Origin of the sequence: Nocardia sp. FDAARGOS_372 (genome assembly GCF_002554515.1) — a bacterium.
Taxonomy (GTDB): Bacteria; Actinomycetota; Actinomycetes; order Mycobacteriales; family Mycobacteriaceae; genus Nocardia; species Nocardia farcinica.
Genome location: NZ_PDDW01000001.1, coordinates 4584019 through 4597375 on the forward strand (window position 1 = coordinate 4584019; position 13357 = coordinate 4597375).

Annotated in this window: 13 protein-coding genes; 7 read left to right on the top strand and 6 right to left on the bottom strand. The window is 70.6% G+C overall.

The genetic code is table 11. The annotated features are described in order from the left end of the window. The first annotated feature begins 17 nt into the window (after positions 1-17). Positions 18-989: an o-succinylbenzoate synthase gene (locus CRM89_RS21580; protein WP_098085908.1), complete on the top strand. Its 972-nt coding sequence runs from the start codon at positions 18-20 to the stop codon at positions 987-989. Positions 990-1017: 28 nt separating this feature from the next. Here CRM89_RS21580 and CRM89_RS21585 read toward each other — a convergent pair whose 3' ends face one another. Both CRM89_RS21585 and CRM89_RS21590 read right to left on the bottom strand, forming a co-directional pair. Beyond that, a complete protein-coding gene (locus tag CRM89_RS21585) occupies positions 1018-1524 on the bottom strand; it encodes a TIGR04338 family metallohydrolase (RefSeq protein WP_098085910.1) in 507 nt (168 codons plus the stop codon). Then, positions 1521-2366 (bottom strand): DUF2786 domain-containing protein, encoded by an 846-nt coding sequence (locus tag CRM89_RS21590; RefSeq protein WP_098085913.1) that lies wholly within the window; start codon positions 2364-2366, stop codon positions 1521-1523. The genes CRM89_RS21585 and CRM89_RS21590 overlap by 4 nt, the downstream gene beginning before the upstream one ends. A gap of 152 nt (positions 2367-2518) precedes the next feature. On the opposite strand from CRM89_RS21590, the gene CRM89_RS21595 reads away from it, so the two are divergent. From CRM89_RS21595 to CRM89_RS21620, 6 genes are all read left to right on the top strand, one after another. Further along, positions 2519-3820 carry an ABC transporter substrate-binding protein gene (locus CRM89_RS21595; protein WP_011212080.1) on the top strand — a complete coding sequence of 434 codons (1302 nt, stop codon included), beginning with the start codon at positions 2519-2521 and terminating at the stop codon, positions 3818-3820. A gap of 77 nt (positions 3821-3897) precedes the next feature. Then, positions 3898-4881 carry a carbohydrate ABC transporter permease gene (locus tag CRM89_RS21600; RefSeq protein WP_172964634.1) on the top strand — a complete coding sequence of 328 codons (984 nt, stop codon included), beginning with the start codon at positions 3898-3900 and terminating at the stop codon, positions 4879-4881. Beyond that, positions 4881-5747 (top strand): carbohydrate ABC transporter permease, encoded by an 867-nt coding sequence (locus tag CRM89_RS21605; RefSeq protein WP_011212082.1) that lies wholly within the window; start codon positions 4881-4883, stop codon positions 5745-5747. Before CRM89_RS21600 ends, CRM89_RS21605 begins: the two co-directional genes overlap by 1 nt. 110 nt (positions 5748-5857) lie before the next feature. Beyond that, a complete protein-coding gene (locus CRM89_RS21610) occupies positions 5858-8227 on the top strand; it encodes a transglycosylase domain-containing protein (protein WP_011212083.1) in 2370 nt (789 codons plus the stop codon). 246 nt (positions 8228-8473) lie between these two features. Further along, the gene (locus CRM89_RS21615; RefSeq protein ID WP_011212084.1) at positions 8474-8932 is read left to right on the top strand and encodes a GyrI-like domain-containing protein; all 459 of its coding nucleotides are present in this window, start codon (positions 8474-8476) and stop codon (positions 8930-8932) included. A gap of 9 nt (positions 8933-8941) precedes the next feature. Further along, positions 8942-9367, top strand: coding sequence for a GyrI-like domain-containing protein (locus tag CRM89_RS21620; protein ID WP_011212085.1), 426 nt, complete (start codon positions 8942-8944; stop codon positions 9365-9367). Positions 9368-9609: 242 nt separating this feature from the next. Here the strand turns inward: CRM89_RS21620 and CRM89_RS21625 are convergent, their stop codons facing one another. The 4 genes from CRM89_RS21625 to CRM89_RS21640 form a co-directional block, all read right to left on the bottom strand. Further along, complete coding sequence (locus CRM89_RS21625) at positions 9610-10704, bottom strand: inositol-3-phosphate synthase (RefSeq protein ID WP_011212086.1); 1095 nt, start codon at positions 10702-10704, stop codon at positions 9610-9612. Continuing rightward, positions 10697-11254 (bottom strand): PadR family transcriptional regulator, encoded by a 558-nt coding sequence (locus tag CRM89_RS21630; protein WP_011212087.1) that lies wholly within the window; start codon positions 11252-11254, stop codon positions 10697-10699. Before CRM89_RS21630 ends, CRM89_RS21625 begins: the two co-directional genes overlap by 8 nt. 143 nt (positions 11255-11397) lie before the next feature. Further along, positions 11398-12201: a DUF1707 domain-containing protein gene (locus CRM89_RS21635; protein WP_098085916.1), complete on the bottom strand. Its 804-nt coding sequence runs from the start codon at positions 12199-12201 to the stop codon at positions 11398-11400. 3 nt (positions 12202-12204) lie between these two features. Further along, positions 12205-13317: a DUF1707 domain-containing protein gene (locus tag CRM89_RS21640; RefSeq protein ID WP_371392014.1), complete on the bottom strand. Its 1113-nt coding sequence runs from the start codon at positions 13315-13317 to the stop codon at positions 12205-12207. Positions 13318-13357 lie beyond the last annotated feature (40 nt).

Here is a 13357-nt window from a genome sequence, read left to right on the forward strand (position 1 = left end):
CCCGTATCCTGGCGGCGATGAGCGACTTCGGTGAACCCATCGTCTACGCGATTCCGCTGCGCACCCGGTTCCGCGGCATCACGGTGCGCGAAGGGATGCTGGTGCCCGGCCCGCTGGGATGGGGCGAGTTCTGCCCCTTTCCCGAGTACGACGACCGGGAGGCGGCGGGCTGGCTGGCCACGGCGCTCGAGCAGGCCGGCACCGGCTGGCCCGAGCCGGTGCGCACCCGGGTGCCGGTCAACTGCACCGTGCCCGCGGTGGACGCCGCCCGCGCGTACCGGATCGTCACCGAATCCGGCTGCCGCACAGCCAAGGTGAAGGTGGCCGACCACCCCGGGTCGTTGCGGGAGGACCTGGAGCGGGTGGCGGCGGTGCGGGACGCGCTCGGCGCCGACGGCGCGGTGCGGGTGGACGCCAATGCCGCGTGGGACGTCGACACCGCCGTCGCCCACATCGCCGAACTGGATCGCGCGGCGGGCGGTCTGCAATACGTCGAACAGCCCTGCCGCACCATCGAGGAGCTGGCGGCGGTGCGCGCGCAGGTCGAGGTGCCCATCGCGGCCGACGAGTCCATCCGGCGCGCCGAGGACCCGCTACGCGTCGCGGTGGCCGGGGCCGCCGACGTCGCGGTGATCAAGTGCACGCCCCTGGGTGGCGTGCGGCGGGCGCTGGCGGTGGCCGAGGCCGCCGGGCTGCCGTGCGTGGTGTCCTCGGCGCTGGAGACGAGCATCGGGCTCGGTGCGCAGCTGGCGCTGGCCGGTGCGCTGCCCGAACTCGACCACGCGTGCGGGCTCGGCACGACATCGCTGTTCGAAGGCGACCTGGTCGCCGCACCGCTGCGCCCGGTCGACGGGTACCTGCCGGTGCCCCGTGCCCCGCTCGGCCCGGACCCGGAGCTGGTCGAGCGGTACCGGCACCCGGACCGGGAGCGGGTGGCCTGGTGGCACAACCGCTTCCACCGGGTCCGCGCCCTGCTCAAGTCGCGCTGATCGGCGGGGGCGGCGCGGGCGCCACCCGTCAGCCGATCCGCACCCCGCACCCCAGCATCGCGGACCGCAGCACCAGCGCCGCTTCCGGCCCGATGACGCCGTCCACCAGATCCACATAGCGCGAACAGAACTCGGGACCGTGCGGTGCGGCCGGGCCGGGCGCGAGATGGTGCGCGAGTTCGTGCAGCACCACCAGCTCCCGCAACGCCCACGCCGACCCGCCCGCGTGCAGCGGCACGGCCAGCACCGCGCCGACGGCTTCGTAGTGGGCGGCCCGGGCCCCGGCGCGCGCCCGCACCCGCACCGGCTCGGCGGCCCGATCCCATTGCGCGCGTACCCAGTTCAATGCGAGCACCCGGTCGACGTAGTCCTGCACCGATGCCACCGAGGCGAACCGCCGTTCCACCGGCAACGTCAGCTGCGAACCGTGGAACTCGACGGTGCGATGGCCGAATTCGTCGGCCCGGTCGAACATTCCGCGCACCAGCTGCTCGGCGTCGTAGACCCGGGCGCGTTGGGTGTCCCTGGCGGTCATGCCCCCGCGCCGGGGCCCAACTGTCCGCGGACACCGCCCAGTTCCGGCGCCGGACCCAGCCGCGCCGCCCGGCCCGCCCGGTCCCCGGCGCGCCGCGCGGCCGCCGAACGACCCGCCGAGGCCTGCGGCCCCCGCCACGTGCCGCGGGCCTCGGAGGTGCGGGTGTAGAAGTCGACCAGCTCCACCTCCTTGTTCCGCAACGCCAGCGCGGTCCCGGTGGCCGCGGCCGGTTCGGCCACCGCCTCGGCCTCCACCTCCGACTTCACCTCGGCCAGCCGCCGCCCGATCCGCTCGGCGAAGGCCATCTGGAAGTTCAGCCGCGCCGTCACCGGCGCGGCGGGCGCCTGTACCCGACGGCGCACGGTACGGCCCCATCGCTGCTCGGTGACCACCTTCTCCACCGTCGCCTCGCGGTAGGCACCGGATTTGATGTAGTGGTCGCTGGCCCGCACCATCTGCACCAGCAGGCTGGTGTAGAGCGCCTCACAGGTGTCGATGTCGGTGTCGAAGCCGTAGGCATAGACCTGGGTGGAGGTGCGGGCGACATCGCAGCGCACGTCGTTGGCGTGCGCGATCGCGACGAACAGCTGCACGTAGGTGCGCAGCCCCTTGCGGCCCGGCTCGCCGATCGGGATCACCCGCTGGACCGGCGTCGGTCGCCGCTCGCGCCCGGCGACGTGCGCGCGAGCCACCGCCAGGTCGATGGAGGAGCGGGTGGCCAGGCGCTGGGCGGCGGCCAGGAACGCCTCGGCCTCGTGCTCGTTGTCGGTGGCCTCGGCCTTGCGCAGCAGCCCGCCGATGCGGGTGAGCATCCGATCGGGAACCGGGTTCGGCGAAGACATCACCCGCCAGCCTAACCGGGGCCGGCCGCGGTGCCCGGCCCGGGAATAAGGCGACATGATCGGACGCCGACCGTGGACACCATGTATCTTGCGTGATGCACCGGCCCACGGTGTGCTGCCGCTCACGTCGTAAACCTTGGAGAGTGTCCGCGATGGCTGTGAAAAAGGCGTCGTCCCTACGTTCCATGCTCGTGCCGCGGGCCGCGCTGGCGGTCGCCTCGGCCGCGCTGCTGACGGCCACCTTCGCCTCCGCCTGCTCCAGCGACAACGGCGGGAACCCCACCTCCGAGAACCTCGAGGGCCGTGGCCCGATCACCTACGTCGAGGGCAAGGACACCACCGAGACCGGTGTGGTCAAGCAGCTCATCGAGCGCTGGAACGCCTCGCACCCCGACGAGCAGGTGACCTTCAAGGAGCAGTCCAACGACGCCTCCCAGCAGTACGACGACCTGGTGGAGCACATGCGCTCCAAGCAGTCCGACTACGACGTGGTCGCCCTCGACGTGCCGTGGACCGCGGAGTTCGCCGCCAAGGGCTGGATCCAGCCGCTGAAGGACTCCTTCGCGATCGACACCTCCACGCTGCTGTCCCCGACGGTCGCCAGCGCCACCTACAACAACACCCTCTACGCCGCGCCCCGCAACACCAACGGCGGCCTGCTGTTCTACCGCAAGGACCTGGTCCCCGAGCCGCCGAAGACCTGGAACGAGATGCTGGGCCAGTGCCGGATCGCCCGGGAGAACAACATCGGCTGCTACGCCGGGCAGTTCGCGCCGTACGAGGGCCTGACGGTGAACACCTCCGAGGTGATCAACGCCTTCGGCGGCAGCTTCGTCGGCTCCGACGGCAAGACCCCGACCGTCGACAGCCCGCAGGCCCGCGCCGGGCTCAACACCCTGGTCACCGCGTACAAGAACGGCGACATCCCGCAGGAAGCGGTCACCTTCAAGGAACCGGAATCGGCGAACGCCTTCACCCAGGGCAGGCTGCTGTTCCTGCGCGCCTGGCCCTCCACCTTCGGTGACGCCGGTGCCGAATCCTCGCTGGTGAAGGACAAGTTCGCGGTCGCGCCGCTGCCGGGCGAGAACGGCGTCGGCGCCTCCACCCTGGGCGGCTACAACGCCGCCATCAGCGCCTTCTCCAAGCACAAGGCCACCGCGCTGGACTTCCTGCGCTTCCTGATCAGCGAGGACGCCCAGCACATCATCGCCTCCGGCGCGCTGCCCTCGGTGCGCGCCTCGATGTACGACGACCCGGCCCTGATCGCCAAGATGCCGTACCTGCCCGCGCTCAAGGAGTCCATCGCCAGCGCGGTGCCGCGCCCGGTGACCCCGTTCTACCCGGCGGTGTCGAAGGCCATCCAGGACAACGCTTATGCTGCCCTGACCGGAGCCAAGTCCGTCGACGACGCGATCATCGGCATGCAGAAGGGCATCGAGACCGCCGGTTCGTAAGCGGTGTCGCGCAACGGACCCGACCAGCCCGTAGGAGAGAGATAACGGTGTCGGATCCCTCGACAGCGGCCACCCGCGTGCCGAAAGACGATGCGCCCCCCGCCCGCACCGGCCTGTTCGCCGAGTTGCGGGCGTCCGGCCGGGCGTGGCTGCTGGTCACTCCCGTGCTGGTGGCCCTGGCCGTCGTCATCGGCTACCCGGTCGGCCGCGCGCTGTACATGTCCTTCCAGAAGGACTCCGGGCTCGACCCGAGCACCGGCATGTTCGTCGAGGGCGGCAGCGCCGGATTCGACAACTACCTGCACTGGGTGTTGCAGCAGTGCACGCTGCCCACCGGGGAGACCATCGCCTGCCCCACCGGCAACCTGGGCTCGCAGTTCTGGACGGCTGTCGGGATCACGCTGTTCTTCACCGGCATCACCGTCACGTTGGAAGCCACCATCGGCCTCGGCATGGCAATGGTGATGGGCAAGACCTTCGCCGGTCGTTCGCTGCTGCGCGCGGCGGTGCTCATCCCGTGGGCGATCCCCACCGCGGTCACGGCGCGGTTGTGGGAGTTCATGTTCCAGTACGACGGCGTGGTGAACCGGGTGCTCGGCACCCACATCCTGTGGACCTCCGACCCGTGGGCGGCACGGTTCGCCGTGATCGTGGCCGACGTGTGGAAGACCACCCCGTTCATGGCCCTGCTGATCCTGGCGGGTCTGCAGGTCATCCCGAACGACGTGTACGAGGCGGCCAAGGTCGACGGTGCCTCGGCCTGGCAGCGGTTCACCCAGATCACCCTGCCGCTGCTCAAGCCCGCCCTGATGGTGGCGATCCTGTTCCGCACGATGGACGCGCTGCGCATGTTCGACCTGCCCGCGATCATGACGCTGGGCAACCCGTCCACCCGCACGATCTCGATCCTGGTGGTCGAGCAGGTCCGCCAGGGCCCCAACAGCGCGGCGGCGTTGTCGACCCTGACCTTCCTGCTGATCTTCGCGATCGCCTTCGTCCTGGTGAAGTTCCTGGGCGCCAACGCGGTCCGCACCCAGGAAGCACAGCGAGAGGCGCACTGATGGCCACTGCGACGACGAAACGACCGGTGCCCTGGACCAAACGGCTCGCGGGGGCGCGCATCTATCTCGGTGCGCTGATCATCCTGGTGTGGGGTCTCGGCCCGTTCTACTGGATGGCGGTCACCGCGTTCCGCGATCCGGACTACACCTTCGACAACACGCCGTGGCCCACCCACGTGACGTTGGAGAACTTCCGCAACGCCTTCGACACCACCCGGGGCAACAACTTCGGGCGGGCACTGCTGAACAGCGTGCTCATCGGGTCGATCACCACGGTGATCGCGCTGGTGATCGGCGTGTTCGCCGCCTACGCGCTGGCGCGGCTGGCCTTCCGCGGCAAGTACGTGGTGGCCGGGCTGATCCTGAGCGCCTCGATGTTCCCGGTCGTCGTGCTGGTCACCCCGCTGTTCCAGCTGTTCACCAGCCTCGGCTGGATCGGGCAGTACCAGGCGATGATCATCCCGAACATCTCGTTCGTGCTGCCGATGACCGTCTACATCCTGGCCTCGTTCTTCGCCGAACTGCCGTGGGAGCTCGAGGAGGCCGCCCGCATCGACGGCGCCACCAAGGCGCAGGCGTTCCGGCTGGTGATGCTGCCGCTGGCCGCGCCCGCGGTGTTCACCACGGCGATCCTGGCCTTCATCGCGGCGGTCAACGAGTACCTGCTCGCCCGGCTGCTGTCCGGTGGCCGGACCGAGCCGGTGACGGTCGCGATCGCCCGGTTCTCCGGCAACAACCCGCTGGTCCAGCCCTATGCCGCGATCATGGCGGCGGGCCTGATCGTCACCATTCCGCTGGTGATCATGGTCCTGCTGTTCCAGCGCCGCATCATCTCCGGCCTCACCGCGGGCGGCGTCAAGAGCTGACCCGCGCGGTTGCCGGAACGTTGCCGCCCCGCGGTACCGACACACCGACCCTGTAAAGTCGAGGTTCAGGCTCGGTCGTTGTTCGTGTGGTACCGACGCTCCGGAAGGAGATGATCGTGGGCGCGTTCGGCAGGCGGTGGGGGCGGCGCGGCGCCGGGGGCGATCCGGGATCGGCGCCGTACGCGTCCATCGCGGGGTGGAAGGACCCCGCGACCGGCACCGCCGAGGGCTCCACCGATCGGGACGACGCTGCCGATCCGGACAGCGCTGCCGAGGACACCGCGGCCGACCGCGATCGGGGCGCGGCACCGCGGCGGCGCCGGACCAGGGGCGAGCGGTTGCGGCGGCTGGCACTGGCGCTGTTCGTGATCTTCGTCGCGGTGCCCGGCCTGCTGCTGGCGCTGGTGTATTGGAGCGCCGAGATCCCCGATCCGGCCGCGGTGCAGACCAATCAGATCGCCACCATCACCGCCTCAGACGGCACGACCGTACTGGCAAAGGTGGTGCCGCCGGAGGGCAACCGCACGCCGGTGCCGCTGTCGGAGGTTCCCCAGCACGTGCGCGACGCCGTGCTCTCGGCCGAGGACCGCAACTTCTACACCAATCCCGGCTACTCGACCTCCGGGTTCCTGCGTGCCGCGCGCGACAACCTGCTCGGCAAGGAGGACGCGGGCGGCGGTTCGACCATCACCCAGCAGTATGTGAAGAACGCCTTCCTCGGTTCCGAACGCACGATCAGCCGCAAGATGCGCGAGCTGGTGATCGCGGCGAAGATGGCGCGGCAGTGGACCAAGGACGAGATCCTGGCCGCCTACCTCAACACCATCTACTACGGGCGCGGCGCCTACGGCATCGACGCCGCCGCCCAGGCCTACTTCGCCAAGCCGCCCGCGCAGCTGACCCTGGCCGAGGGCGCGGTGCTGGCCTCGGTGATCCGGACACCGTCGATCCTGGACCCCGAGACCCACCTCGACGACCTGAAGGCGCGGTGGCGCTACGTCCTCGACGGCATGGTGGAGATGGGCGTGCTCGCCCCCGGCGACCGCGACGCCACCGCGTTCCCCGACATCGTGCCCATCACCGAACTCCCCGACGCCAGCGCCGCCCGGGGCCCCGAGGGGTTGATCCGCACCCAGGTGCTGCGCGAACTGCGCGACTCCGGGATCAGCGAACGCGAACTGAACACCGGCGCGCTGCAGATCACCACCACCATCGACGTGCGCGCTCAGCAGGCCGCGATGACCGCGGTGCGGGACCGGCTCGCCGGCCAGCCGCCCGAACTGCGCGCCGCCGTCGTCTCGGTCGACCCGCGCTCGGGGGCGGTGCGCGCCTACTACGGCGGCGAGGACGGCACCGGCTACGACTTCGCGCAGGCGCCGTTGCAGACCGGTTCGGCGTTCAAGGTGTTCGCCGTGATCGCCGCCCAGCAGCAGAGCATCCCGCTGACCCGTGCGATCGACAGTTCCCCGATCACCGACCACGGCACCACCATCACCAACGTGCAGAACGAGACGTGCGGTCGGTGCTCCATCGCCGAGGCGCTCAAGCGCTCCCTCAACACCAGCTTCTACCGGCTCACCATGTCGATGCTGGACGGCCCGCAGGCCATCGCCGACGCCGCGCACCAGGCGGGCATCCCCGAGCACATCCCGGGCGTGGCGGGCAAGACCCTGACCGAGGACGGCGGCCCGCCCTACAACGGCATCGTGCTCGGTCAGTACCTGGTGCGTCCGATCGACATGGCCTCGGCCTACGCCACCATCGCCGCCTCCGGCTGGTACCACCGGCCCTATTTCGTGCAGCGGGTGGTGACCGGCGACGGCCGGGTGCTGCTGGACCGCGGCGTGCCGGAGCGGCCGGTCGGCGAGCAACTACCGGCGCCCGAACAGCGCATTCCGGCGCCGATCGCGGAGAAGACCATTCAGGCGATGATGCCGATCGCGGCCTACTCCAACGGGCACGCACTGGCGGGCGGACGCCCGTCGGCGGCCAAGACCGGCACCACGCAGCTCGGCGAGACCGACCTGAACAAGGACGCGTGGATGGTCGGCTTCACGCCGTCGCTGTCCACCGCGGTGTGGATCGGCACCGAGCACTCCCAGCCGATCCGTACCGCGGGCGGTGCCAGCATCTACGGGTCGGGGCTGCCGTCGGACATCTGGAAGCAGATGATGGACGACGCGCACGAGGGCGCGCCGGTCGAGCAGTTCCCGGTACCCGACACCGCCGCCGAGGGACCGCCCTCGCAGGTGGGCCGGCAGGGACCGCCGTCGGGTAATCCGTACGACATCCTCAACCCGCCGCAGGCCACCCGTCCGCAGGCGCCCGCCGTGGTGATCCCCCCGGCGCCGAACACCCCCGCGCCGGAACCCGAGCCGCAGATCGTGATCCCGCCCGCGCCCGCGCCGGCTCCCGCGCCGCCGCCTCCGCCCAGGCAGATCGAGATCTTCCCCGGCCTGACCGTGCCGGTGCCGGGCTGAGCCGATGCCGAACGCCGCCATCTTGCATCGATCTTGTTATCTAGCGCCCCGCGAGGGAACGTGCGACGTGGCAGCATCGTTTGCCAGAGTGAGGCGGCGTACGGCGGCGAACATCCAGCCAGGGTCGGCGCCCGTTGTGCGGGCGGATGCGCGAGGATATGCGCATCGAGCGACGAGGGCAGCGGTACGCGGGCGGGCAGCGCGCGCCGCCGACGCAGGAACAGACGAGACTTAGGGGCTACGCCGGTGGATTTCAATGTCGTTGACCGTCCCGAGACGCTGGTGGCGGGCACAGTACTTCGCAGCCCGGCGCTCGCGGTCGAGGGGCCGCGGCGAGCGAAGGTGGAGGAGGCGTGGAAGCGGAATCTGTCGCGCCGGCTGCCCGGCCCGCCGACCACCGCGTATGTCGACCACGCCCCGGAGATCAATTCCTATCTGACCCACATCGTCGGCTATCGCTGTCGCAGCCTCGACGACCTGCTGCCCGGCGATGTGCTGGCCAGGGTGCCGGGCGGGCGCTTCGCCCGCTTCATCGCCAGCGGTGACAATCTCGGCGATACCATCGTGAGCATCTGGCGGGCGGTGTGGGACGCCGAGGCGGCCGGACGTTTCGTCCGCTCCTACACCGGGGACTGGGAGCACTATCCCGACGCCCACACCGCGGAAGTCTTCGTGGCGCTGGCCGACGAACCGAGCGACGGGTAGGAACGCACTGTGGATTTCGAGATCGTCACCCTGGACGAGAGCCTGGTGGCCGGGCTGACCGTCCCGCTGGCGGGCCGCGAGGTGACCGCCCGCGACCTCGATCTGGTGAACTTCACCTGGGACCGCTACCTGGCCAGGGAGAAGAACGTGCCCCGCGTGGCGGCCTACATCGGCCAGAACGACCACGCCGTCGCCGTGCTCGGCTACGAGGTCGCCGGTCTGGCCGACATGGACCAGGGCGACGTCCTCACCCGCATCCCCCAGGGCCGCTACGCCAAGTTCGTCGTCTCCGACAAGCCCTACGACCTACTACGCACCGCATGGGCCCAGGTGGCCAAGGCCGAAGCCAGCGGCGTCATCACCCGCTCCCACACCGCCGAGATCGAGCGCTACACCGGCCCCACCTCGGTAGAGGTCTACGTCTCCTTGGACTGATACGTCGACAGGGACTGAACAGAGACAGACGAAAGGCCGGTCGGACACACCCCGACCGGCCTTTTCGCCACAATGCCCAACCACACTCCGGACTCGAAACACGTCAGATTTCGAGCGAAGCGAGACCGAGCCTCGGAGGTTCGCGGCCGGCTCGCGGGTCCGCTGCCGCTGCGCACGCCGAAGGCAAGCAGCGGTAGCGGACCCGCGAGCCACACCGGGCCGCGAACCCGCCGCGCCAGCGGCTAACCAACAATGAAAGCCTCGAGCTGTTCGCGGGCGACGTCGTCGGCGAGCTGCTGCGGCGGCGACTTCATCAGGTAGGCCGAGGCCGGGATGACCGGGCCGCCGATGCCGCGGTCCTTGGCGATCTTGGCCGCGCGCACCGCGTCGATGATGATGCCCGCCGAGTTCGGCGAGTCCCACACCTCGAGCTTGTACTCCAGGTTCAGCGGCACGTCGCCGAAGGCGCGGCCTTCCAGGCGCACGTAGGCCCACTTGCGGTCGTCGAGCCAGCCGACGTGGTCGGAGGGGCCGATGTGCACGTCGTTGGCGCCCAGCTCCTTCTTCAGGTTGCTGGTGACGGCCTGGGTCTTGGAGATCTTCTTCGACTCCAGCCGCTCGCGCTCGAGCATGTTCTTGAAGTCCATGTTGCCGCCGACGTTGAGCTGCATGGTGCGGTCGAGCTGCACGCCGCGGTCTTCGAAGAGCTTGGCCATGACGCGGTGGGTGATGGTGGCGCCGACCTGGCTCTTGATGTCGTCGCCGACGATCGGCACGCCCGCGTCGGTGAACTTCTTGGCCCACACCGGGTCGGAGGCGATGAACACCGGCAGCGCGTTGACGAACGCGACGCCCGCGTCGATGGCGCACTGGGCGTAGAACTTGTCGGCTTCCTCCGAGCCCACCGGCAGGTAGGAGACGAGGACGTCGACCTTCGCGTCCACGAGCGCCTGCACGACGTCGACCGGCTCGGCCTCGGAGACCTCGATGGTCTGCGCGTAGTACTTGCCGATGCCGTCGAGCGTCGGGCCGCGCTGCACGACCACGTCGGTCGGGGGCACGTCGGAGATCTTGATGGTGTTGTTCTCGCTGGCGAAGATCGCCTCGGCCAGGTCGAAGCCGACCTTCTTGGCGTCCACGTCGAACGCGGCGACGAACTTGACGTCGCGGACGTGGTAGGGGCCGAACTTGACGTGCATCAGGCCGGGCACGGTCGCGCTCTCGTCCGCGTCCTTGTAGTACTGCACGCCCTGGACCAAGGAGGAGGCGCAGTTGCCCACGCCCACAATGGCCACGCGCACTTCGGTGGCGTTCTCAGCCGTGTTGATGTCACTCATGGCCGATATTTCCCTCTTTCTGTGGTGCCGCCTTCGTCGATTGCTCCGCCGCAATCAACTCGTTGAGCCAGCGCACTTCGCGCTCGCTGGATTCGAGTCCGAGTTGATGGAGTTGCCGGGTGTAGCGATCCAGTGACCCGCTGGCCTTCTTGATCGCTTCCCGGAGCCCCTCTCGGCGCTCCTCGACTTGGCGCCGCCTGCCTTCCAGGATCCGCATCCGCGCTTCCGCGGGGGTGCGGCTGAAGAAAGCGAGATGAACGCCGAAGCCGTCGTCGGTGTAGTTCTGCGGGCCGGTGTCGGCGAGCAGTTCGTTGAACCGCTCCCGGCCCTTGTCGGTCAGTTGGTAGACCCGGCGGGCCCGGCGCGTGGCCGCGCCCTCCGGTACCTCCTCCGCGATCAGTCCGTCCGCCTGCATGCGGCGCAGCGTGGGATAGAGCGACCCGTAGGAGAAGGCCCGAAACGCCCCAAGCAGGCCCGTCAGCCGCTTGCGCAGCTCGTAACCGTGCATGGGCGATTCGAGGAGCAGCCCGAGAATCGCCAATTCGAGCACGGGCTTCACCCCCTGACTGTCATGCAGACCTAACCGATGGATGCGACTGCCCACTATATCGGAGCGATATAACCAGGCACAGGGTCAGGCCCACTGGGGACGGATAACCACAGGTGGCGGCGCGCAAACGTGCCGGGGCCGGCTCAGCGACCGGCGGGGAACACCGCCACGGGTGCGCCGTCGGCGGCGACGGTCAGGTCGCCGCGGCCGCCGCGCTCGTCGGCGACGAAGATCTGCACCTCGAGGCCGCCCGCGATGCCCGCGTGCTCGCTGGGCTCGATGCCCAGGTGCGTGACGGCGCCCTCGGGCACCCCGACGGTCCGCGTGCTGCCCGCCAGCACGGCCGCGATCGCGGGCAGGTCGAGTGCGGCCAGATCGATGGTCGGGTCGTCCGGATCGCGGGAGGTGGTGACCGAGTGGTCGAACTCGCCGTCGTAGTCCCAGCGGTCCTCCTGCGCGGGGTTGTCGGCGGCGGGCCGGACGATGCTCACATGCTCGGGGTGCAGGGTGACCTCGTCGACCGAGGTGTCGCCGAAGTGGGCACGGTAGTCGGCGATGAACCGCGCCAGGCCGTTCGGTGTGGTGAAGGCAGGCCGGCCGGCCTCCGCCGCGGTCTCGGCACCGCCACCCGCGCATCCGACGGCCAGCCCGACCACCGCGCCGAGCGCCGCGGCCCCGGCGACGATCGCGGCCGGCATGCGCAGCCGGTGCGGGCGGCGCAGGTCCGCGCGCACGACCGGGGTGTCGACCAGGGCTTCGGGCAGCTGCAGGTCGGCGATCAGGGTTTCGAGGTCGGCGAAGGTGACCGCGCGCATGGCCGCGGACGTGCGGGTGGTGTGTTCGGCGGCGGTGAGCTGGCCGTCGGCCAGCGCGGCGTCGAGCATCCCGCACACGTCGGCGCGGTCGGAGTCGGCGGCGCGCAGTGCGCCGGACGTGGCGGAGCTCATCGCCTACCTCCCGAATTCCCAGGTACGGGCGATCCTGCCGTCGGCCGCCGCGAGGAGATGGCCGCTCTCGCGTGCCTCGTTGCGCGCGTAGACGCTCACCGCCACGGCGCCGCGCGGCAGGCCGTAGGCGGCGTAGAAGTCGTTGTCCATGATCTCCACGCCGATGTGGCTGGTCGTGCCGTCGGGCACGCGCAGGGTGGCGGGCGCCTCGGCGATCAGTGCCGCCAGTGCCGTCAGGTCGAGCGCGGTGAGGTCGACGGTCGGGGTGTCGGGTTCGCGGGTGACGGGGGCACCGTCCGGTGCGAAGCCCCAGCGGTAGGAGTAGCCGACCTTTCGGTTGGGTTGGCCCGGCACCGCCTTGGTCAGCGAGGCCAACTCGGGGTGAACGGACATTTCGTCGACGGTCGGGTCACCGAACCGGGTGCGCAGGTCCGCCACGAGCTGGCGCAGGCCGGTCTCGGTGAGCAGGTTCGGGGTGCCGATCACCACCGGTGCGACGCCGTCGAGCCCGGCGACCGGAGCCACCGGGGCGGCGACCGGCGCGGGCGGTTCGGGCCGCACCGCCCGCGCGGTCAGGGTGGCCGTCGCCACCGCGGCCACCACGGCGGCGGCCGCCACGCCGAGCTGGAACCAGTGCCGCCGGCGCGAGCGCGGCGGGCGGGGCTCGGCGCTCGGCGCCAGGCGCAGGTCGTCGACCAGGACGGCCAGGTCGCCGAGGGTGCGGGCCTCGTCGGCCAGGTCGCGGCGGGCTTGATGCTCGTCCTCGGTCAGCTGGCCTTCGGCGCGGGCGTGGTCGAGTTGGGCGTGGACACGGCGGCGGTCGTCGGCACGGGCACGGGTGTGACCGGGATAACCGGACGGGGAAGCACTGCGCCGCAACGGCTTTCGCGGGGCGGCGGCGGAGGACGGTACCAGGTCGCGGACCGTGGCGGGCACCTGCAGATCGGCGAGCAACCCGGCCAGGTCACCGACGGTTTTCGCGGCGGCCGCTCGCGCGGTGCGGTCGTGGTACTCGGCGGCGCCGAGCTGGCCTTCGGCGTACGCGGCGTCCAGCACGCTGGAGGCGTTCGCGCGATCGATGTCACGCGCCCGCGTGCGCCCCGATGTTGTGGACACACGCTGCATCGTAGAGCGCGAGCTGGGCGAACGCGCCCGA